This is a genomic window from Acidimicrobiia bacterium (genome assembly GCA_029210695.1).
In the GTDB taxonomy this organism is placed as follows: Bacteria; Actinomycetota; Acidimicrobiia; order Spongiisociales; family JAHEDJ01; genus JAHEDJ01.
The window spans coordinates 1-21,379 of record JARGFH010000020.1 but is presented as its reverse complement, the minus strand read 5'-3'; the positions used below and the strand labels follow the sequence as shown (position 1 = coordinate 21,379).

The 21,379-nt window shown below is 63.0% G+C and carries 20 protein-coding genes and 1 pseudogene; 9 read left to right on the top strand and 12 right to left on the bottom strand.

Going from position 1 to position 21,379, the window contains the following annotated elements:
* Nucleotides 1–14 precede the first annotated feature (14 nt).
* Nucleotides 15–551 carry a hypothetical protein gene (locus P1T08_08235; GenBank protein MDF1596069.1) on the top strand — a complete coding sequence of 179 codons (537 nt, stop codon included), beginning with the start codon at nucleotides 15–17 and terminating at the stop codon, nucleotides 549–551.
* 81 nt (nucleotides 552–632) lie between these two features.
* A complete protein-coding gene (locus P1T08_08230) occupies nucleotides 633–2,213 on the top strand; it encodes a diguanylate cyclase (GenBank protein MDF1596068.1) in 1,581 nt (526 codons plus the stop codon).
* A gap of 23 nt (nucleotides 2,214–2,236) precedes the next feature.
* On the opposite strand, the gene mgtE is transcribed toward P1T08_08230, so the two are convergent.
* On the bottom strand, nucleotides 2,237–3,646 hold the full coding sequence (gene mgtE, locus P1T08_08225) for a magnesium transporter (GenBank protein ID MDF1596067.1): 1,410 nt from the start codon (nucleotides 3,644–3,646) through the stop codon (nucleotides 2,237–2,239).
* A gap of 127 nt (nucleotides 3,647–3,773) precedes the next feature.
* Nucleotides 3,774–4,250: a transcription elongation factor GreA gene (locus P1T08_08220; GenBank protein MDF1596066.1), complete on the bottom strand. Its 477-nt coding sequence runs from the start codon at nucleotides 4,248–4,250 to the stop codon at nucleotides 3,774–3,776.
* A 19-nt stretch (nucleotides 4,251–4,269) separates the two neighbouring features.
* Between P1T08_08220 and P1T08_08215 the strand changes: the two genes are divergently transcribed.
* The gene (locus P1T08_08215; GenBank protein MDF1596065.1) at nucleotides 4,270–5,166 is read left to right on the top strand and encodes an EamA family transporter; all 897 of its coding nucleotides are present in this window, start codon (nucleotides 4,270–4,272) and stop codon (nucleotides 5,164–5,166) included.
* Nucleotides 5,167–5,242: 76 nt separating this feature from the next.
* Here the strand turns inward: P1T08_08215 and P1T08_08210 are convergent, their stop codons facing one another.
* Together P1T08_08210 and P1T08_08205 are read right to left on the bottom strand one after the other, a co-directional pair.
* The gene (locus P1T08_08210) at nucleotides 5,243–6,130 is read right to left on the bottom strand and encodes a hypothetical protein (protein ID MDF1596064.1); all 888 of its coding nucleotides are present in this window, start codon (nucleotides 6,128–6,130) and stop codon (nucleotides 5,243–5,245) included.
* Entirely contained in the window at nucleotides 6,123–6,587 is a 465-nt protein-coding gene (locus tag P1T08_08205) for a sigma factor-like helix-turn-helix DNA-binding protein (GenBank protein MDF1596063.1), read from the bottom strand. Before P1T08_08205 ends, P1T08_08210 begins: the two co-directional genes overlap by 8 nt.
* Before the next feature lie 252 nt (nucleotides 6,588–6,839).
* On the opposite strand from P1T08_08205, the pseudogene selD reads away from it, so the two are divergent.
* The 4 genes and pseudogenes from selD (at nucleotide 6,840) to P1T08_08185 (ending at nucleotide 10,412) form a co-directional block, all read left to right on the top strand.
* Nucleotides 6,840–7,823 (top strand): annotated as a pseudogene (selD, locus tag P1T08_08200) (selenide, water dikinase SelD).
* Nucleotides 7,824–7,850: 27 nt separating this feature from the next.
* Nucleotides 7,851–9,038, top strand: coding sequence for an MFS transporter (locus P1T08_08195; protein MDF1596062.1), 1,188 nt, complete (start codon nucleotides 7,851–7,853; stop codon nucleotides 9,036–9,038).
* A gap of 7 nt (nucleotides 9,039–9,045) precedes the next feature.
* On the top strand, nucleotides 9,046–9,495 hold the full coding sequence (locus P1T08_08190) for a hypothetical protein (protein ID MDF1596061.1): 450 nt from the start codon (nucleotides 9,046–9,048) through the stop codon (nucleotides 9,493–9,495).
* 8 nt (nucleotides 9,496–9,503) lie between these two features.
* Complete coding sequence (locus P1T08_08185; GenBank protein MDF1596060.1) at nucleotides 9,504–10,412, top strand: alpha/beta hydrolase; 909 nt, start codon at nucleotides 9,504–9,506, stop codon at nucleotides 10,410–10,412.
* Between the two features lie 7 nt (nucleotides 10,413–10,419).
* Here P1T08_08185 and P1T08_08180 read toward each other — a convergent pair whose 3' ends face one another.
* Nucleotides 10,420–11,058: a DUF4389 domain-containing protein gene (locus P1T08_08180; protein ID MDF1596059.1), complete on the bottom strand. Its 639-nt coding sequence runs from the start codon at nucleotides 11,056–11,058 to the stop codon at nucleotides 10,420–10,422.
* A 153-nt stretch (nucleotides 11,059–11,211) separates the two neighbouring features.
* Between P1T08_08180 and P1T08_08175 the strand changes: the two genes are divergently transcribed.
* Nucleotides 11,212–11,364: a hypothetical protein gene (locus P1T08_08175; protein ID MDF1596058.1), complete on the top strand. Its 153-nt coding sequence runs from the start codon at nucleotides 11,212–11,214 to the stop codon at nucleotides 11,362–11,364.
* A 56-nt stretch (nucleotides 11,365–11,420) separates the two neighbouring features.
* Here P1T08_08175 and P1T08_08170 read toward each other — a convergent pair whose 3' ends face one another.
* The 3 genes from P1T08_08170 to P1T08_08160 form a co-directional block, all read right to left on the bottom strand.
* On the bottom strand, nucleotides 11,421–12,293 hold the full coding sequence (locus P1T08_08170) for a hypothetical protein (protein MDF1596057.1): 873 nt from the start codon (nucleotides 12,291–12,293) through the stop codon (nucleotides 11,421–11,423).
* Nucleotides 12,294–12,408: 115 nt separating this feature from the next.
* Nucleotides 12,409–14,892: a penicillin acylase family protein gene (locus P1T08_08165; protein ID MDF1596056.1), complete on the bottom strand. Its 2,484-nt coding sequence runs from the start codon at nucleotides 14,890–14,892 to the stop codon at nucleotides 12,409–12,411.
* A 39-nt stretch (nucleotides 14,893–14,931) separates the two neighbouring features.
* Nucleotides 14,932–15,813, bottom strand: a complete 882-nt coding sequence (locus tag P1T08_08160) for a PfkB family carbohydrate kinase (GenBank protein ID MDF1596055.1) — start codon at nucleotides 15,811–15,813, stop codon at nucleotides 14,932–14,934.
* Between the two features lie 65 nt (nucleotides 15,814–15,878).
* Here P1T08_08160 and P1T08_08155 point away from each other — a divergent pair, with 65 nt between their 5' ends.
* The gene (locus P1T08_08155; GenBank protein MDF1596054.1) at nucleotides 15,879–16,985 is read left to right on the top strand and encodes a hypothetical protein; all 1,107 of its coding nucleotides are present in this window, start codon (nucleotides 15,879–15,881) and stop codon (nucleotides 16,983–16,985) included.
* Between the two features lie 91 nt (nucleotides 16,986–17,076).
* Here the strand turns inward: P1T08_08155 and P1T08_08150 are convergent, their stop codons facing one another.
* The 4 genes from P1T08_08150 to coxB are packed head-to-tail and all read right to left on the bottom strand — an operon-like array spanning nucleotide 17,077 to nucleotide 20,963.
* Nucleotides 17,077–17,394: a cytochrome C oxidase subunit IV family protein gene (locus tag P1T08_08150; protein ID MDF1596053.1), complete on the bottom strand. Its 318-nt coding sequence runs from the start codon at nucleotides 17,392–17,394 to the stop codon at nucleotides 17,077–17,079.
* A 10-nt stretch (nucleotides 17,395–17,404) separates the two neighbouring features.
* Nucleotides 17,405–18,007 carry a heme-copper oxidase subunit III gene (locus P1T08_08145; GenBank protein MDF1596052.1) on the bottom strand — a complete coding sequence of 201 codons (603 nt, stop codon included), beginning with the start codon at nucleotides 18,005–18,007 and terminating at the stop codon, nucleotides 17,405–17,407.
* A complete protein-coding gene (gene ctaD, locus P1T08_08140; GenBank protein ID MDF1596051.1) occupies nucleotides 18,004–19,974 on the bottom strand; it encodes a cytochrome c oxidase subunit I in 1,971 nt (656 codons plus the stop codon). The genes P1T08_08145 and ctaD overlap by 4 nt, the downstream gene beginning before the upstream one ends.
* Entirely contained in the window at nucleotides 19,974–20,963 is a 990-nt protein-coding gene (gene coxB, locus P1T08_08135) for a cytochrome c oxidase subunit II (protein MDF1596050.1), read from the bottom strand. Before coxB ends, ctaD begins: the two co-directional genes overlap by 1 nt.
* Nucleotides 20,964–21,379 lie beyond the last annotated feature (416 nt).

Sequence of the window (21,379 nt, the reverse complement as noted above, 5' to 3'; positions counted from 1 at the left end):
TACGTTGGAGGGTCATGCGCATACGATTCCTGATCCCATTTCTCATCGCCGTCCTTGCAGGAGCAGCTTGTAGCGGGGACGACGAGAGCACGACGACGCTCGCAGATGAGGCGTCGGCGACGACCACCAGCGTCCTGAGCGGTGATACCTCCGGTGACTCGGGCGGCGTAGACACGCCTGGAAGCAACGATGGATCGACAACCACGACGTCGGAAGTAGCTGCGCTGCCGACCTACGAGGTCGTGCATCGGAGTCCCGGTGACAACGGTGATCTCCTCGTGATCGTCCTGGATGACGACGGCAGTGGTGTCACCGATCACGAGCTCGAACAGGTGATTCTCGACGTCGTCGACACGTTCGGGCCCGTCGCTGAAGCACATGTGATCGACGACCCGTCGGTGCTCGAGCTCGTGCTCGCCGACCCGGCCGATCTCACCGACGACCAGAAGGCCGACCTCGACGCCCACTATTTGCTGAAACTCGTCGACGGAACGTCGGTCTCCTTTGAGGGACCATTCCAGGATGTGCCAGGCTACGAGATCGGTTCATAGAGTTCCTCAACGACCTCCGGTTTCGCGCCGATAGGAATACAGAAGCTATCGACGCGGAGGACCGCCCTGGACATTCGAGTGATGCTCGTCGATGACGATGCAACGGCCCGAGCCGCCACCGCGAGTGTGCTGGTCGGAGCCGGTTTCGAAGTCGTCGTGGAAGCCTCCACCGGTGAGGAAGCGATCCAGCGCGCTCGCGTCATGTCCCCGACTGTGGCCGTCATCGACGTCGCACTCCCGGGCATGGGTGCTGTTACGGCGGCCAGACGGCTGCGCGACCTCTCGGCCCAACGCCTCGAGATCGTCGCGATCGCGTCGTTCGGTGATGTGGCCCATCTCGGCGAGATGGTGTCTACCGGCACTGCCGCCTATGTCGTGAAAGGCAAACCTGCGGATCTGATCGGCGCCATCCGGGCTGTCTCCAGCGGTTCCGGCCTTCTCTCGGCGGAGGCCAGCAGACCGGTGCTCGAGGAAATCAGCCGGCTCTACGAGCGTGAGCGAGAGCGGAACGAAGAGCTCGAACAGTCCGTCACGCAACTGCAAGCGCTCTCCGTTACCGACTGGCTAACCGGCCTCAAGAATCATGGATACTTCTTCGATCGACTGAGTGAGGAACTCGAGCGCGCCCGTCGCTACGACCGTCCGCTGGCCGTAGTCATGGCAGACATCGATGATTTCAAGGCGGTCAACGACAACTACGGCCACAGCACCGGCGATGCTGTGCTGCGGGGGATGGGGGAAGCTTTTCGGAGGCAGATCCGGGAGGTCGACATCGCCTGCCGCGTTGGTGGTGAGGAGTTCGGGATCATCATGCCGGAAACGGATGCCGAAGGGGCGATCCAGGCGGCAGAGCGTATCCGTCTGGCCGTTGCCGACCAGCCCATGTCTGGGGTCGGGCAGGTGACGGTCAGCCTCGGTGTTTCGGTCTTCCCACATGATGCACAGTCGCCCAAGGACATGGTCGAGGCCGCCGACCGGGCGCTGTACTCGGCCAAGCGGGCGGGAAAGAACTGCACGAGACTGAGTGGTGGAGCGCCGGCATTCGCCGGCTCCGGTCGGTCGCTCACCTCGATGACGCCGGTGGTGGGAACGTTGCTCGCCGCCTTGCGCATGCGGGCGCCGTGGCTGGCCGATCACTCGGTGCGGGTTGCGGAGCTGTCGACCCAGATTGGAACGGTGCTGGAACTGAAGGTCTTCGAGCTCGAACGGCTCAGATTGACCGGCCTGCTCCACGATGTCGGAATGCTCGCCGTTCCCGATTCGGTGTTGCTCAAGACCGAATCACTCAACGATGAGGATTGGGCGGTCATCCGTGCGCATGCGGCCAGTGGATTCGAGCTGATTGCCGATGCCGTGCACGAAGACGTCGCAGACGCCGTGTTGTGTCATCACGAACAACTAGACGGCGAGGGGTATCCACGCCGGCTGAAGGAAGCGGACATCCCGCTGTTCGCCAGAATCGTTTTGGTGGCAGATGCGTACGACGCGATGACGTCCGACCGCCCACACCGGCCGCGGATGGTGCCGGAGCAGGCATTCGCCGAGCTGCGCTCCCACGCCGGCAGCCGGTTCGATGCCAATGTCGTGCGAGCGATGATCGAGGTTGATCGACTGATGAGGAGAACTGCCGACATCGTGGAGTTCCCCGGCAAGACCGGCTAACGGCGAACCCTACAACCCGGTACTCACGAACTGAGGACCAGGGCTGCCACGGCCAGGAACCCGCCGAAACCGACTACGTCCGTGATCAAGGTCAGGAAGATGCTCGACGCTTGGGCGGGATCGAGTCCCAGCTTTCTCAAGAGCAATGGGATCCCCGATCCGGCGAAGCCCGCGATCGTCACGTTCCCGAAGGCAGCAATGCTGACGGCTAGTCCGACCGCAAAAGACGACGAGCTCGAATCAAACACACCCGCGTTGATGAGGGTCATCGCCAGTGTCCCGGCGATCACCGCCAGGATGGCGCCGTTCATCAGTCCAACGGCGAGCTGACGTCTGAGAACGGCGAGCACCTGTGTGCCGGGAACATCATCGGTGGCGAGGGCTCTGATGACTACGGCCAGGCTTTGAAACCCGCTGTTTCCGCCCAGGAGCGCAATCACCGGCATGAGTGCAGCCAGTATTGGCTCGGCTTCGATGATGCCGGTCTGTCGTTCAATCACAAAAGTAACGATGAGTGCCAGCAACAGGTTGAGGCTGAGCCAGGGGAGCCGCATTCGAACCGAGCCCAGCACGGGCGTGAAGACCGTCTCGTGGGCACCGGCACCGGTCGCCAGCGCAAAGTCTTCGGAGGCCTCCAGTTGGATTGCCTCCATTATTTCCTCATTCGGGAGCCGGCCGATCAAGCGCCCACTGTCGTCGACGACGGGGAGGCTGAAGAGGTGGTAACGCTGGGCCAGCTCTGCAGCGTCTTCGCGATCGGTGAGGGGAGTGACGCCGATGGGATTCGGGATCATCACGTCGGCGAGGCCGGCCCCCGGCCGATTGAACACCAGTTCCCTGAAGGACAAGACACCGACGAGCTTGCGGTCGTCATCGACGATGTAGACGTATGAGAGATCTTCGAGCTCTTCGTTCAGTTGCCGGATGCGCTCGATCGCCTCACCTGCCGTCATGCCGAGCGGTAGCGAGGCGAACGATGAGGTCATATGACCCCCGACGGTGTCCGTCGGATATCCGAGCAGTTGTCGGACTTCATCGGTGAAGTACGGTTCGAGCTTGGCGATGAGTTGTCTGCGCGCCTCCGGTTCGAGGCGATGAATGATGTCGACTGCCTCGTCTGCAGGCATCTCCCCGAGGACATCAGCTGCGTCCTCCGGGTCCATCTCCTCGAGGATGTCGGCGGCCAGGTCGTCCCGCATTTCCTCGAGGACGTCGGCGGCATCATCCGGATCGAGATCTGAGATGAGGTCGGTGGCCGCTTGTTCGCCCAGTTCTTCGAGGATGTCGGCGGCATCGTGCGGGTCCGCTTCCGCTAGCGCTTCCCATTCCTCATGGTGTGTATCGAGGTATTCCTCTACCTCCTCGGGGCTGCGGCGCGCGCTCAATCTGAGCCTGGTGGCGAGCTCGCGGGGACTGTGGAGACGGAGTTTCATACGCGGGCCTCATAGCCGTGGTCGATCGGGTTCAGGCTAACCGGGCAGCTGGAGGCCTCCGGCCATTAGCCCCGGGCGGGCGGGGTATCTCTCCCTGATGTGTTGGAACCCAGAACCGGTCAGGTCATCAAGCTTCGAAGGGTCGAACGGCTTCCACCGTGACGGTGAACGTTCCGCCGGGCGCCTTGTAGCTGACCTCGTCGCCGATCGCGGCACCGAGGAGAGCACTTCCGAGCGGTCCGGTGGGTGAGGCGAGCAGAAACCCGGGTACCCGGTTTTCGGTCGGCGCGACGAAGTACTCCGTCGAATCGCCTTCTGAATCGACGATCGTGACGATCGTGCCGACCTGCACAACGCCGCTGTCCTCAGCTTCACGGATCTCGGCCGTGTCGAGCAGGTGGCGCAACTGGCGAATCCGCGCTTCCATCATTCCTTGTTCGTTCTTGGCCGCGTCGTAGTCGGCATTCTCACGGATATCGCCGTGGGAGCGCGCTTCCGCGATGCGTTCTTCGATTTGTATGCGGCCCTCGGTGGTGAGGGATTCGAACTCCTCCTGGAGTTTCTTGTGCGCAGTTGGAGTGAGCCAAGTGGTCTGATCGGTCATGGCGGGGCAGGATAGCCCCGTGCAGGAGACAAACATCCGGGGTTCGGCGTTTGCGTACGCGTTTACCGCGGCGCTGCTCTTCGGCGTGAGCGGCGCGATCGCCAGCGACGCTCTCGTCGAAATCAGCGCGGCAAGGGCGGCACAGTCGAGGGCGATGGTGGCCGTAGTCGTGCTGCTTCCGTACGCGTGGTATCGGGGAAAGCTGGCTGCACGAGCCTCGTGGACCCTGTTGCTTCTGTTCGGGGCGAGTCTCACGGCGGTGAACGCGGCGTACTACGAGGCGGTCGACCGCATCGGCGTGGGGCCCGGCATGACGCTTCAGTTCCTGGCGCCGATCGTTGTGTTGTTGTGGATGAGATGGGTTGAACGAAAATTCATACGTCGGTCGACCTGGTGGGCGGCATACGTGGCGCTGATCGGGACCGGTCTCATTGCTGAGGTGTGGCGGGTATCCGACATCGACCTCATCGGGGTCGGGGCCGGGTTGGCAGCAGCGCTGACGTTCGCCGCGTATCTGATTATCGGGGAAAGGCTCGGCCAGACGATGCCGCCCTCAGGCATCATGGCCTACGGATTCGCCATTTCGGCGCTCATGTGGGCCGTGATTCAGCCGGTGTGGTCCTTTCCGACCGACCTGTCGCCGAGGGTCTGGGTCGAGTTGGCGTGGCTGGGCATCATCGGAACGGCGATTCCCTTCATGCTGGAACTCCAGGCATTGCGGCGAGCCTCCGCCGGTTTTGTGGGCGTCATCGCAACCGCCGAACCCGTTATCGGTGCCGTCGCCGCCTGGATGATGTTCGCCCAGAAGATGGCCTCTCTTCAGATTGCCGGCATGGTCCTGATCGTGGGGGCGGTGGCGTCGGTTCAGCTGAGGGGGGTAGCGGAGGTGGAGGTGCCGCTCGACGCCGGCCGGTGAGTCTCGCCTGCCCGTTCTTGCGCCAGTTCTCGGCGCGTGACGCCTGGCTCTGACGCAGGAACGAGAAGAGGATGGATTAGCGCCATTTGTCGAGGGGACTGACCATCTGGCTGATGATCTTCAGTTCCCCATCGACCTCGGTGAGGACGAACGTCATGAAGTGCTTGTAGTAGGGGTCCCGTCCCCAGCCGATCTGTCCCGGCACGGAGACGAAATAGCGATTGGCATCGGGATCCTCGATGATCAGCGGATCACCGAGTTGCTCACCGGCGAACTGCCCCAGTGAGCTTTCGAGGTCTGCCCAGTGCGCGGGGATGTCCTGCGCCGGGTAGATGGTGCCGTCTCCCTCGATGTAGGCCGCCCTGGATGTGTACAGATCGGTGTTCGCCTCGAGATCGCCCGCGTTGGCGTTGGCGAGGAAGTCGTCCAGCAGCGCCTGGACGTCGGCTTCGATGCCGGTGTCGATCACCTTGTCGAACAGTACCCAGCCGCCCAGGCCGGCCAGGGCCAGTACTGTCACAACCAGCGCGATTATCAGGCCGCGATTCGATTTGCGGAGGTGCTCGATCCGCACCTCGGGTGTTTGGCGTTCCAGTGTGTCCACGGAACCCCCCTTTCTCTTCTTGACCGTCATGGTCGCGATTACTGCTGTGGCCGCGGCGATTCCGGCGAGCGCGATCGGCCAAACGGTCGTTGCTACCGGGGCAGTTGCTGTCGGTGTTGGGTTGGCTTCTCCAATTCGAGGAACGCCTTCTCCGAGCATCCATGCTCCGACAACAACCAGGCTGATCGCGACCGTCACGAGCGTGGCGGCGGCGGCTGCGATACGCAGCGGATGCCGTACCCCCGCGTTCCACCGCTTCAGCTGATGGGTAGCCCGGGCTCCGGCTATCACGTCGTCGGCGTCGATCCGTTCGACTGTTGAATCCAAGTACGTGCGGAGTTGAACCTCGACGTCATGCATCGACCGTCACCTCCAGGGCGGCACGCAGCCTGTTCAATCCACGTTCTGCATGGGTGCGAACGGTCGAACGGGAGACCCCGAGGAACTCGGCGGCCTCGTGCTCGGTCCATTCGAGTGCATTGAGCAGTACAACCGCCACCCGCTGGTTGCGGGTGAGCGACTCGAGTGCAGCGGGTAATCCGGGTTCCACATCGTGAGCATCCGACGGCGCCACGCCCGGAAACAGAAGGCGCGGCCGCCGGTAGATCCGAGAGCGACTCTGACCGACCCGGTAGAGATATCCGGCCGGATTGTTCATGACCCGAACCTTGTCCCAGTTCTCCCAGGCATAGGTGAGAGCGTCCGCGGTTGCATCCGCGCCGACCTCTGGCCCGTAGGCGGCGGCCAGCGCATATGAGAGCCGCGGTTCCGTCTCTTTGACGAAACGAGTGAAGGCTTGCTCATCATCTGCCTGCACCTGCGACTCTCCCTTCACTACTTGAGAGCCTCGAGCGCGGCGAAATGGCGACATGACATGTTCAGCTTCTCAAGACCGGGCGAGTGCGGCCAGAGGCAAACGGCAGCCGTATTCTCAGGCCGTGCCAAACTGGCATCCTGACCCGCGACCAGCAACTCGCAACTCGCGACGAGGAAGGAGGTGACCGAGATGGACTTGAATCCGCGTCTGACCCAGTACTCGCACGGAAGCGGCTGAGCGTGCAAGCTCGGTTCTGACGAGCTGGCGCAGGTCCTGCGCCGTTTGCGAAACTCACCGGTCACCCGCCATCCGGACCTCCTGGTCGGCTTCGAAACCAGCGACGATGCTGCCGTCTTCGTCGCGCCCGGGGGAACAGCCCTGGTGCAGACGGTCGACTTCTTCACCCCGGTTGTCGATGATCCGTACGATTGGGGCCGTATTTCGGCTGCCAACGCCCTTTCCGACGTGTATGCGATGGGAGGGACTCCACTCACCGCCCTGCAACTGGTCGGCTGGCCCCGTGACACGCTGCCGTTTGACCTCCTCGAAGAGGTGATCGCCGGCGGCGCAGCCGTACTCGAACTGGCGGGATGCACGCTCGTCGGTGGTCACTCGATCGACGATCCGGAACCGAAGTACGGGTTTGCCATAACCGGGATCGTGGAGCCCGACCGCCTCGTCACCAACTCCGGTTCCCAACCCGGCGATGTGCTCGTCCTGACCAAACCGCTCGGCACCGGCATCATCGCCACGGCCATCAAGAACGGCCGGGTTGATCCCGGGGTGGAGAGGCGGGCCATCGAGGTCATGGCCGCCCTCAATGAGGGCGCTGCCCGAGCCATGACGTCGGTCGGGGTCAACGCGGCGACAGATGTCACCGGCTTCGGACTGCTCGGCCACCTACACGAGATGGTATCGGCGGCGGAAGTAGGCGCCGAGATCCACGCCGTCTCGGTACCACTGATAGAAGGGGTGCTCGACCTCGCCACGCAGGGCATCCTGCCGGGGGGGTCGAAACGGAATATGTCTGCGGTGATCGATCACGTGGATTTCGGCGATGTCGGGTCCCCACTCAGAGATGTCCTCGCAGACGCACAGACGTCGGGAGGCCTGCTGATCTCGGTCCATCCCGATCGTCTGGACTTCCTCCTCGCCGCCCTCGAGGCCGAACGGACCGAAGCGGCGGCCGTGATCGGGTCGATCGTGGCCGGAGCGGGCATCCGCCTCCTGAGCTGACGGGCCGCCCACCTAGGCTGGTCCGCAGTGCCGTCCACCGTCTCTCGTCAGATAGTGATCATCTCCATCAGTGTCGGCTTCGTGATGGCCGGACTCACCCTCGTTGCGCCGATTCTGCCTCTGTACGCGCTGGAGTTCGGAGTTTCGTACACGGCGGCAGGGGCGCTGATCACCGGATTTGCAGTCGCCCGACTTCTCTTCAGTGTGATCGGTGGGATGGCGGGTGATCGGTGGGGTGCCCGCAGAGTCACGGTACTGGGCACGACGCTTCTGGCTATCTCGAGCGTGACCGCCGCATTGGCACCCAGCTATGCAGTGCTGCTCGGGTCGCGCTTCATCGAGGGGGTCGGCTCGGCGATCTTCGCCACCACCGCCTTCCAGTATCTCTTGCAGGTCACTCCGAGGGAGCGCCTCGGCCGGGCAACGGCCGCCTATCAGACCGGCTTGCTCGTCGGCGTGGCGATCGGCCCATTCGTCGGTGGGTTCCTCGCCGAACTGGGCGACTTCCGGACCCCGTTCTGGGTCTACTCGGTCCTGGCGGGCCTCGTCGCGGTATCTGCCTGGTTCTTCATCGAGGATCTTCCGACCAGAGCCACGAGTGCCCGGCAGGTGGTATCCGCGGCCCGGCGACTTGTTCGCTCGCCTACCTATCTGGCCTTGATGCTGGTGGGATTCTCGATGATGTTCATGCGCGGAGGTGCGAGGGTTACCCTCCTACCCCTCTATGCAGAACAGTCGCTTGGATTCGGCGCAGGCGACATAGGGATCTTGCTCTCCGTCTCGGCCCTCACCAACCTCCTGATCGTCAATCCGGCCGGGCGACTCGTCGACTCGGTCGGCGGGAAGCCGGTGGCGCTGATCGGTCTTGCGACCGCCGCGCTGGCCACAGCCGGATACGGCATGTTCGAATCCTTCACCGGGTTGCTGTTCGTCTCGATGGTGTTCGGAATAACCGCAGGACTGGCCGGCATCGCCCCTCCGGCGATGGTGGGAGATCTTGCGCCGCCGGGCCTGGAAGGCTCTGCGGTCGGCGTCTACCGGATGGCCGGAGATCTCGGATTCGTAGTGGGCCCACTGGCGCTCGGCTTCATCGCCGACACCGGCGCCATCACCGCCGGCTTCTTCCTGACGGGGTCGATCATGATGGTCGCCGCCGGCGTGCTGTTCCTTGTGCCTGAGACCCGGCGAGACCCCGTCGCCAAACCGGTATCGTGAACGGCTCATGAGTGACCGACTGCCCTTTCTCGATGAACGGCTCCAGAAGATCGCCTCGGCGCTATCGATTGGTGGATTGCGTCGCCACTTGTTCCTGTGCGCAGAACAGACGACGCCGCGCTGTTCGACGTACGAGGAGTCGTCGAGCGTGTGGGAGTACGCGAAGCGGCGCATGAAGGACCTGGAGTTGGCGAGTGCGCCGCCGCCGTGGCGGGGGTCGATCGGCGAACCGCCCCCGGGCGGGATGACCGACGGGGAGGCCGTCGCGCTGAGGACCAAGGTCGACTGCTTCCGCATCTGTGAGCAAGGACCCATTGCCCTCGTCTATCCGGATGGCGTCTGGTACCGGTCGGTCACCACCGAGGTGATGGAACGGATCATCCAGGAGCACCTGATCGAAGGCCGGCCTGTTGAGGAGTACGTGTTCGCCCGTGACGCGCTGGGCGCACAACAATGATGCGCTGGATGAAGCGGCTCTTCCTGGCATGGGTTGCCTGGCGGCTGCTCGGCCCGGAACCGGAACCGAAGGCGGCCGAAGCGCAAGAACACCCCTTCCGCCTGCCCGGGCGGTCTGTGTTCGTCGGAGACAATGAGTTCTTCGTTCGGGAGGCCGGCAACCCGGAAGCTCCGCCGCTGGTGCTTGTCCACGGCTGGGGGGATCACGGTCTCGTGGTGTGGTGGAAGTTGATCGGCAGGCTCGCCAAGAACTACCGGGTGATCGTGCCGGACGGCCGGAACACCGGGAAGTCGGATCTTCTGCGTGCCCGTTATGAAATCGCCGACCTCGCCGACGATCTGGCCGGCATCATGACCGCGCTGGAAATCGACCGGGCCTCCATCGCCGGATACTCGATGGGCGGACTGGCCGCCCTCGAACTGGCCCACCGGCACCCGCAGCGAGTCGACAAGCTCATCCTGGCCGGCACGTCTGCCGGGCCGGCTCGTTCGGCGGCCGAGCGGATCGTAGGAGGGGTAGTGATCGTGCTGGCTCGGGCTTTCGATCGCCTCAGCCGGTCCGAAGGTACCCGGGCGAGAACCGGTTACCTATCGAACGTCGGGGCTGTGCTTCCCAAGCACCTGCGCTGGGCCCACTGGCAGCTACAGAACCGGGACCCCGACCTCTACTGGCAGGCAGGTTCAGCCGTCAACCGCTTCGATGCCCGCCCGTGGATCGGCAAACTGGAACAACCGGCCCTGGTGATCATCAACACCGAGGATCAATTGATGTTTCCCGAAGTCCAGTACGAACTGGCCTCACTTCTGCGCCATCCAGAGGTGGTGGAACTGGTCGGAGCTCGCCATGAAGCTCCCCTCACGCACGCCGGTCACATGATCAGAGCTATTGAGGCCTTCCTCGGGCGCGGCAGGGGCTAGATACGGCCTATTTGAGGCTGAACGGCGGATATTCGTCGGTAACCAGCAGGAACGCGTACGCATCCACTCGCAGTCCCCATCGGCCAACGCCCACCAGATAATCGAAGAGCGGGCGGGGATAGCGTCCGGTGAAGAGGATGGCGAACCAGGCAATGATCCAGACGATGATCCCGATGGCAACTAGCGCGGCGAGCACTATGTAGTGGGGGATGGCCAGCAGCCACTTCACGAGTGGCAGCCAGCGATTGAGGTCTCGCTCCACGTCTGGGTAATCGATCTCGAGGTGCACCGCTTGCTCGTCAACGGTCGAAGGATACTGATCGGTGAGCAAGAAGAAATAGGCACTGACCCGCGCTCCGAAGCGGGTCAGCTCTCGGGCGAAGTCGAACCACCAGCGTGGGTACCGCATCCGGAACACGATCATCAGCATCGTGGCCAGCGCCAGGCCACCGGTTATCCCCATGCCGGTCTTCTGGATCTGCTCACCGGTCTCGGCCACCGTTTCGTTCCCGGTTGCCGTGAGCAGAGAAAGGATGATGGCGATCGGGATGATCCAGATCAGCCGAAAGAACGTCGTGAACCTGTCGAGCGTTTCGGGGTAGTCGATATCCAGGCGAGCTGCGAAGGGCTCGGAAGACGTGACCATGGTCTACCTCCTCAAGGTGTGACGCGATTCACCCTACGCTCTCCGGCGGGGGAGTTTCAGGACGTGTGTCAAACCCTCTCGAGCAACGGGACGGCGCCGGGGGATCCGATGGCGATGCCCCCGGCCAGCTGTGATAGTGATCACAGGCGATCCATGATCACCCAGTTCAGAACCCGACGCTCGGTCTCCGGAACTCGGGTCGAAGCCGTCCGTGCGTCGGCCCTGGCAGCCCTATGGAGTCGAGCCGGCGCAGCCCTTCTTGACGGCGAGGGCGATGATGGCGCCTATGACGAGGAGGATGAGTAGCTTCTTCACAGCGACGGCCTTTCTGTTAACACCATGGTACGCCGCCGGACTCCGGTTCAATACTTGGAGCGGGTGTCGCGCCCGCGAGCGCTGGAGATGGCCCGTTCGATCCGATCGAAGATCGACTCGTGAACACGATTGACATCGGGCAGGCGAATTGCGTCGAGGGCACGCCTGAGCCCGTTGCGCACGCGACCGGCCCACAGTCTGGCCGTGGTGACGGCGATGCCACCGAACACAGCGAGGGCCACGGCCGCGCCGCCGAGTGCCGCCCAACCGGCGCCCATGATGCCGAGTACCAGCGCCAGCACAACCGACAATCCGACGCCGGCTGCCAGGAGACCCTTGGCGGTCTTCCCGATGATGCTGGTGTCGGCTTCGAGTGTGACTAGATGCTTGCCGGGTTCGACGCTGTGAACGTGGTTGGTCACCGGTCCGACCGCCCGCAAAGCTCCGCTGCCCTTGCCCAGGTGGAGTCCCATACGAATCGAGGCGACCGGCGAGGGATCCTTCTCCCATACGATTCCGTGTCCATGCAGGCGCCGCTTCTGGAGGCCCTCGTGCTTCTCGAGCCAGGTGTCGATCGTGTTGGTGACCTCGGCTAGGTCACCAACGACCATGGTGCGCTCCTTCATGCGCACCGGGGCCAGGAACCGATCGAGAGGTGTCATTTCGACTTGCTCGGAGGCGGTGGCCTCCTCGAAGAGAGCCCGGCGGACGTGGGCAGGGTCGATGCCGATCTCCCCGGCGATGCGCTCGATGTGTTCTGGACTGAGGGTGTCCGGGCCGTGCTCATCGTCGAACTGGAGCTGGATCGCTCGCCGCAACACCCGCTCGACCGAATCCATGCCCAGGGAATCGAGGCGCTCGGCCAGGCCTGAGGCGCCGTCTTCTCGGTCGGGCCGTCGCTGGGATTCGTACTCACGCATGAGTCAAGTATGGCGCATCTCCCGGGCGGGCGGGCCGTGGACCATCAGCCAGGTGCCCTGCGCGAGCGCCGAATCCCACGATTGCTTATTGCCTATCGCCTATCGCCCACGGCTCTCAAGGCTTCAGCGTCAGCGTTCCCTCCGCATCCGCTTCGATCGCATCGCGATCCCAATGCATCGGGTGGAGGTCGTTGACCACCCATGCCTCTGCCATATCGATGTAATGGGGGTGGTAGATGTGCCCGGATTGCCCGGTCGGGTGGATTGTTCGTGACCGCTCGAAGTTGGACAGGTCGACGATCATCCGCATTGATGGCAGTGCGACGACTTCATAACCGTCGGCGGCGTCCCAGGTCGTGGCATTGACGATCGATCCGCCTCCGCCCACCGCGTAAGGTCCACGATTGAACAGCCATTCCAGGGGAGGAATCCCCGACTCTCCAAATGTCGCGTTGCGGAAGGTCGCCTCGTGCAGATCACCCCATCGCCATTCGGCCGGGTCGTCTCCGAGTTCGTCGCGCAACTCGTTCATCGCAGCGATGATGGCGAACTCGAGGATCTCATCCCGACCTTCAATATCTGAGGTGGAGGCGATATCCCACCATGCATTGGTTGGTTGCTGAAGCAGGCCGTTGACAACTTCGAACCAGCGACTCCCACCATCTGGCCAGAATCGCTCCGGCATCTCATCGTGGAAGGTGAGCCGGAGCAGGTGTCTCCATACCGTGGCATACAAGGCAGCCCCCGGGAGGTCTGCGCCTTGCTGGTAGGCGTCGCCGGTTGCCCAATCGTTGAGGATGTGTTGTGCATCTCCAACGAGTGGCTTGTCGGTCGGGACCGCCAGCAGTGCCGGGATCACCTCTTCCGCACCGAGGTTGCGGTTGTCGCGCTGCAAATCTGCGATGAATGCAATGTCGACCTGAGTCGCGTCGGTCAGCACATCGACGATTCGATCACCCCGATAGCCGTAGTCGAGGTCGTACGCCAGATAAAACGGGTAGGAGCCGTCGGCGATCTGCTGGTTGGCACTGTGCAGGAAACCCTCCGGCGGGTTCAACACGGTCGGCATGCTCTCGAACGGGATGAATCCGGTCCACTCGGTCGCTCCATCCCAGCCGGCCGCCGGCCATCGGCCGTCCCCGGCCGAGCGAATGGGGACCTGCCCTGAACTCTGGTAGCCGATGTTGCCGTCGATGTCGGCATACACGAAATTCTGTCCGGCGATGTCCCAGCGACTCACTGCCTCGCGAAACTCCTCCCAGTTGGCGGCCTGGTTGATGCTCAACACCGCTTGCACGAGCCTGGATGGTTCGAGGGCCGTCCACTTGAGCGCGACCGCATAGTTGATGGGTACCTCGATACCAGCCTCGCTGCCGAAGTCCTCCAGAGGTCCGTACCGGTCCGAGATGATCGGTCCGTGCCGCGTTGATTTGACCTGGATCTCTTTCGGTGTCGTTCCGGCGATTCCGATCGTCTCTGTGCGTATCTCGAGGTCGACCCATTCTCCGTTGGCTTCGTACTGGTCGGGGTTTTCCGGGTTGAGGCGTTCGATGTAGAGATCCTGGGTGTCGGCGGCGAGGTTGGTGACACCCCAGGCGATCCGGTCGTTGTGGCCGATGATGACGCCCGGGACACCGGCGAACGAAAAGCCGGTGACGTCGAAGGGGCAGGCCCCGTCGCAATGAAGACCAACTTCATACCAGATGGACGGCATTTGAATGCCGAGGTGAGGGTCGTTGGCGAGGATCGGCAAACCGGTGGACGTCTTCGAGCCGGCCACTACCCAGTTGTTCGAGCCTACCTCTGCACCGGATGGACCGATCAGGGCATCGAGGGTTTCGATCCAGGTTGCCGCCGGACCCAGTAGGGCGGCCAGATTGGCGTTCGTGAGCCCGGCGACGGGATCGGCAGTCGCAGGATCTCCGCCGGCATACGGTGACGATTCCGGAAGAACGTAGGGCCGATCCGACGAATACGGCGGGTACAACTCGTCGACGCGGCTGCGCGGCAAGGTGCCCGCCAGTACCGCCCTGGCGATCTCGGAGCCCATGTTGGCACCGAGATCCCACGACATCATTCTCGCCCACGACAACGTATCGATTGGTTCCCACGGTTCGGGTTCGTAGCCACGATTCTGAAGGACCAGAGTTGCGTATTCGAACGACAACCTGGTGCCGGCGTGGTCGGCGAGGTAGGCATTGACGCCTTCGGCGTAGGCCTCGAGGATCTCCTTTGCCTCATCATCTAGGGCAGCGAACTCCAACTCGGACAGGCGAGTGAACCCCAGTGACCGGAGGAAAGTGTCGCTTTCGACCTGCGATTTTCCGAATAGCTCGGCGAGACGCCCCTGTCCGATGTGACGCCAGAAGTCCATCTGCCAGAAGCGATCCTGGGCGTGGACGTACCCTTGCGCCACGAAGAGGTCGTGGGTGGTCGAGGCGTAGACGTGTGGGATGCCGTTTGTGTCCCGGATGATGTCCACCGGGGCATCGAGGCCGGCGACACGGACGTCGCCTTCGATTACAGGGTACGAACGCCGCACGAGGTAGAGACCGAAGACCCCGACGACGAGGCCGACAATCAACAGGAAGGTGATCAAGCGAAATAGGGTACGACCGATGGCACGCATAGGGGCAGGCTAGACGGAAGGATCCGTGTCTTGTTCTGAGGTAGCCACCGTCGCCGCCAGTGAGGTGATGGCGCCGAGATCCGGGATCGGATCGCCCCTCTCGAGCCCCACCGTTAGAGAGGCTGCCGCTACGGCCATACGCAGCGTGTGTGCCGGCTCCCATCGAGACCCTGTGCCGTACGCCACCATGGCGGCGAGAGTGTCACCGGCCCCGGTCGGGTCGATCGCCTCGACCTCGGGTGGGCGCACCGCATGCAGCTCGTTTCCCGCTCGATACCAGGCCGCCGCCTCCCGCCCGCTGGTGAGTACTACGTCCGGCCCGGATCGAGACAGGGCCAGCGCGTCTTCCACTGCGTGCTCATGGCTCGACCACACGCATACCTGAAGCGGGGCTGCCGCCCGGCCCGTCACATCGATGCCAACTGCCGGGACACCTGCATCTGCTGCATCGGCGATCACCGCCGCCCCCGCGCCGGCAGAGTACGCGTCCACCAGGGCCACCGACCTTCCCTTCCACACGTCGGTAGACACCTCCTGCCACCTGGCTGTTCTGTAGCCACTCGAGATGATGGTTCGTTCGCCGTCGGGACCCACGAGCACGATGCAGTGTGGCGTTTGCGTTGTGTGGGACAGGTCGATCATCGAGATATCGACACCTCGGGCGGCCAGGTCGTCGATCAGCCACCTCCCCAGTGGATCGTCTCCGAGTGTGTTGCCCAGTACGGAGGCGTTGGCTCCCCATGCAGCCAGTGCCACTGCCGGATTGGCGCCGCCTCCCCCGTAAGTCATGCGGGACGTCAAAGAGCGAAGATCGTCTCCAGGCTCGGGAAAGCGACCGAGCCGGTGCACGAGATCCGGGTTGAGTGATCCGTAGCAGAGTGCGGAGAGCATGGGGACGTACAACGTACCAGGTGCCCGCGACCCGCGACCCGCGACTCCACTATCATCCCGGCTCCATGAGCGAGTTGTTGTCCGCGGTTGCGGCCACCCTGGGGGCACCTGAAGCGTTGATCCAGCGTTCGGTCGACGCACGGGCTGCTGCACAGGGCATTGATGCCGAGCAGGTTTTGGAAGCTTGGGCAAGTGGATCTGCTTTCAGCGTCGCCGCACCGGAGGCACCCAAAGCTGCCCCGGCCGTAGTGCCGGAATCCGCCGTTCCCGCACCCGTCGATGCAGTTGAAGACGACGGAGACGAGGTTTCAGAGCCCGCAACCGCGGCCCCCGCTGAAGCTCTCCAACCAGTCGCAACTGCACTGCCCGCCTTTGAGCCGGCGCCGCTCGGGAGCCGGTTGAGGCTTCCCGCCGCGCTGGGTGCAGGCGCTGGTGGCTTTTTCGGCCTCATTACTGCCGGGCTGGCGGCGGTCTTCCTCGTGGACAATGCCGCTGCTGTGGAACAGGGAACGGGTTTCCGAGCCGTTGTGCAGGTCGAGATACTCCCAATCGTGATCGCGACCGCGCTGCTGGCGGCGGTATTCGGGGGGTTTCTCGGCATTCTCGGACGGCGCGGCCCTGCCTTCTTTCGCCCCGAGTTGGCGGTAGTAGGTGGATCGGGTATCTGGTTCGGCGCATTGATTGGACTGGCGCTGGGCGCGATCGGTGGGGGAGTTCTCGCCGGAGCCCTGGGGATGGAGACGATCGACGAAGGCATCGTGGCGATCCCCGTCGTGACGGCTCTGTGGTGGCTCGTGATCGGCGGTGCCGGGCTGGGGGCCGGCACAGCCGTGCTGGCGCATGTGACGGCAGTACCGGCCGGTTTCTCAGCTGGGGAGTCGGCAGATTCGGGTGAGGTACGGACGAGGCTCACCCAGTCGATGCTGCTGCCATTGGTCTCGGTCCTCGTGCTGGCCGGAGTGATCGCGTTGATCGCTACCTTGTTCCTGCTGTTTCATGAGGCGGCGTCCGCGCTGGCCATTGTCATCTCAGCGGGGATCTTGCTCTTTGCGTTTCTGGGCGGCTATCGCCCGAGCATCAAGCTCCGGTATACCGAGGTTGTCGCGGCACTGGCTGGCATTGCGACTGTGGTCGTTGCCATTGTCCTGGTGGTCGTCGTCCGCGGCGAGTAGTCCGGCGTCTCGACCCCTGGCTTTTCTTGCCGGTGGGTGGCGGCGGTAGGCCCGGAACTGCAACCTGGAGCTTGCGACCGGGTGCCCTTGCTCAGCCGCCGAAGGCGGCGAGCACGCCGAAGGTGCCGAGAACGACCGTGTACAACATGACAGCCCCGACGAATCCCACCGTGAAGAAGCGGGCAATCAAGCTCTTCTCGTAGCGGACGTGCATGTAGAAGGCGACGACGATCACGAACTTGAGGGCGGCCAGAACGATCAGCGTCGGGTAGACGATCCCCGACGAGACCCCGGCTTGTTCGATGTAGTAGAGGCCCACTTCGACGCCGGTGAGCACCGCCAGAATCACAGCTATCTGCACATACTGCTTCGGGCTGGGGTGCGGCTTGGTTGGTGCGTGGGTGGTCATGCGGAGATCCCTACTTGATCAGATAGACGACCGTGAAGATCACGATCCAAATGATGTCGACAAAGTGCCAGTAGAGGGCGACGCTCTCTAGGTTGAGCCCGGTCGCGGTCGAGAGCCGTCCTTTGCGAAAAGAGGTGCCGGCGAGCGTGAGCAGCATGATGACGCCAATCAGTACGTGCATGCCGTGGAAGCCGGTGAGCGTGAAGAACGCGGAGGCGGCGGGGTTGGTGGAGAGCGTCATCGGTGGATCGTGAAGAACGAACTCGGTGAACTCGAACGCTTGTCCGGACAGGAACACCATGCCGAGGAGGGCCGTTGCGACAATCCAGGTACGCGTCGCACGTTGATCGTCCCGGTGGATGGCATGGTCGGCGAGCACCATCGTCAGCGAACTCATCAACAGCACGAACGAACTGACCGAAGTGAACGGAATGTCGAACATTTCCGACGGATACGGCTCCGGATATCCGACCCTGCCCTTGAACAGCAGGTAGTTGGAGATGAGTGCACCGAAGAACATGAACTCGCTCGAAAGGAAGATCCACATAGCGAGCTTCCTGGTCTCGATCCCGGTGCTCTCGTGAAGCTGCTCATCGTGAGCGATGTCGCTCATGCGTGCACCTCCTCGTGATCTTCTTCAAGGGGTTCGAGTGACCAGCCGATCATCGACGACAACAGCAGAATCACGCCGAAGGCGAGCAGCGGGAGGCCCCATCCTCTCGTGTGGTAGACCACGCCGTATCCGATGGCGAGGAACGCGGCGCCCGCCAGGAACGGGAAATATGACGGCGAGGGGAGGTGGATCGGCGAGGGCGGGTTCACGCCCTGATCGTGGAACTGCGCGATTGTGGCATCGGCCTCGGCCTTTCGGACGGGGCGTCCCTCTTCGTTCTCGTCGTACTTGCGGTGCCACCAATCGTCGAGAGCCTGCACTTCGGGATTCACCCCGAAGTTCCACTCCGGGGTCGGGTTGGGGATACTCCACTCGATAGTGCGGGCGTCCCAGGGATCCATGCCGGACTCGACGCCCTTTCGCTTCGACCTGACCCAGTTGATCATGAACACGAGGATCGAGAGCGCGATTGTGTAGGCGCCGACGGTCACGACCATGTTCCAGGTCCCAAAGTTGTATTCCTCTGGATACTTCCACGTGCGCCGGACCATTCCCTGGAGTCCGAGCCAGTGCATGGGTCCGAATGTGAGGTTCATCCCGATGAACATGAGCCAGAAGTGCAGCTTGCCGAGCTTCTCGGACAGCATGCGGCCGGTGAGCTTCGGGAACCAGTAGTAGAGGCCGGCGAAGATGCCGAAGATTGCGCCGCCGAACAGCACGTAGTGGAAGTGCGCAACGATGTAGTAGGTGTCGGTCTGCTGCCAGTCGGCGGGGACGATCGAGTGAGTGACGCCCGACAGGCCGCCGATGACGAACAGGGCCACGAAGCCGAGCGAGAACAGCATCGGGGTGGTGAATTTGATCTTCCCCATCCACATGGTTCCCATCCAGTTGAAGATCTTGATGCCGGTCGGCACCGCGATCGTCATTGTTGCCAGCCCGAATGCGGCTTGGGCGACCGGCGTGATCCCCGAGGCGAACATGTGGTGGGCCCATACACCGAACCCGAGGAACCCGATGGCGGCGCCGGCGAACACCACGGCGGGATAGCCGAAGAGGGGCTTGCGGGAGAACACCGGCAAGGTCTCGGACACGATCCCCATCGCCGGGAGAATGAGGATGTAGACCTCCGGATGACCGAACAACCAGAAGAGGTGCTGCCAGAGGATGGCATCGCCACCCTGGAATGTGTCGAAGAAAAGGGTTCCCAACTGGCGATCGAATGTGACCATGAACAGAGCCACGGCAATGATGGGCAGCGAGAAGAGCAGCAGGAACGCCACAACCAGAGTCATCCAGACGAACACCGGCATCCGCAGCAACTTCATACCTTTGGCGCGCATGTTGAAGATCGTGGCTATGAAGTTCACCGCGGAGATCAGCGAAGCCAGACCGAGTATCTGGAGTCCGATGGCTCCGAAGTCGAGCACCGTTCCTGTTGAGAAACGCGGACCGGCGTTGGGCTGGTACATGAACCACCCGCCGTTGATCGTGCTGCCCAGCCATGAGGCGTCGGTGGCACCACCCGGGAGGTTGCCACCCGCCGGCGGTCCCGTTGTCCCGAACAAGAAGGAGGAGTACAGGAAGATGCCACCGAAGATGAAGATCCAGAAGCTGAGGGCGTTCAAGCGGGGGAAGGCAACGTCTCTGGCGCCGATCATCAGCGGCATCATGTAGTTGAAGAAGGCGGCGCCGACCGGCATGACGAAAAGGAAGATCATCGTGGTGCCGTGCATCGTGAACATCGCGTTGTACTCGTTCGCATCGAGGACGGTGCCGTTGGGTCCCGCCAACTGCAGCCGGAGAATCAGCGCTTCGAGGCCGCCCAGGATGAAGAAGAAGAAGGCCGAGTACCCGTACATGATGCCGATCTTCTTGTGATCGACCGTTGTGAGCCAGCTCATCCATCCGGAGGTCTGCTTCGGCCGGCGGAAGATGGTTGAGGCGGGAGCCGCGGTGCTCGCCATTAGTTCCCCTTGGTCGGGTCGAGCCCTTGGAGGAATGCCACGAGCACGTCGATCTCATCCGAGGTCAGGTTGAGGTTCGGCATGAACGATCCTGGTTTGATGGTGGGTGGATCGGCCAGCCATTCTGCAATGTGCTCGGCGGTGCGGTCGAGTGAGGCGCCCGCAAAGACATTGCGGTAGGGATCGGCGAAGTGGGTCAAATTCGGCCCCACCGGCTTGTCGATTTGGTTCACACCCTCGATCACGTGGCACGTGCTGCAAATCCCGTTGAATTCGGCGAGGCCCGCTGCAGCAGGGGTTCCATCGGCCGGAAGCGTGGCCGGTTGCTGCATCCTGGCTACCCACGCCTCGTAGTCGGTCTGACCGACCGCTCTGACCCTGGCCCGCATGAGGGCGTGGGACAGTCCACAGAACTCTCCGCATTGGCCCCAGTACTCGCCGGGTTGGTCGGCCTCGAGGGTGAGCAACGTCTGCTGCCCCGGCACCAGATAGCGCTTGCCGTTGAGTTTCGGAATCCAGAAGTTGTGCAGGACGTCTTCGGAGGTCATGTTGAGACAGACTTGTTTGCCGGCCGGGATGACCATGACGTTGGCCGTTGTGATGCCCTCCTCCGGGTACCGGTACTCGAACCACCATTGATGGCCGATGACGTCGACCTCCATGGCGTCGGCATCGCATTCGGTGAGGTCGAAAATTGCCTGGACGGTGGGTACTGCGAGGCCCGCCAGGAGAATGATCGGAATGGCGGTCCAGAGCACCTCGAGCTTGGCGTTGCCGTGGATCTGCTTTGGATCAGCCTGGCCTCGATCTCGATAGCGGATCATCGCGAAGGTCATGCCGCCCAGAACGATGGCGAGGATCACTCCGGCAATCCAGAAAACCGGGGTCCCGAGTTCGTCGATTCGACGCGCCGCAGGTCCCTGCGGGTCGAGCGAGTCGAGCGGTGAGCCTTCGATGCAGGAAGCGAGAAGCAAGGGCAACGCGGTCAACAGCGCCAACTCGACCGACCGTCTTGACCTTGACCGCACTTGCCTTGCCTCCCCCGAGTCCCGTTCATCACCGTGCTAGCGGTGGCGACACTCTAAACGTCGTGACTCACTGACTGCAAGGTAAGGACTTTATCCTCTAGCGCAACTGATTTCCCGCCAACCGACGGGTTTTCCCGCAACTCAGCTACAGGCCATAGGCAATAGCCATGAGCCCGCCGGCGCCCATTTCCTACTGGGCCAATTGCTAATTGCGTATTGCCAACGGCCTACTGCTCACGGCCCACTGCTCACGGCCCACTGAGCCCTCCCGCGTCGGCTGTATTCCGGGCAAGACCCAACGTGTCGCCCGCCAGCGGGATGGGACCACCTTGAGATGAGTTTCGCCAGGGGGATGGGACCACCTGCTCGCCAGTGAT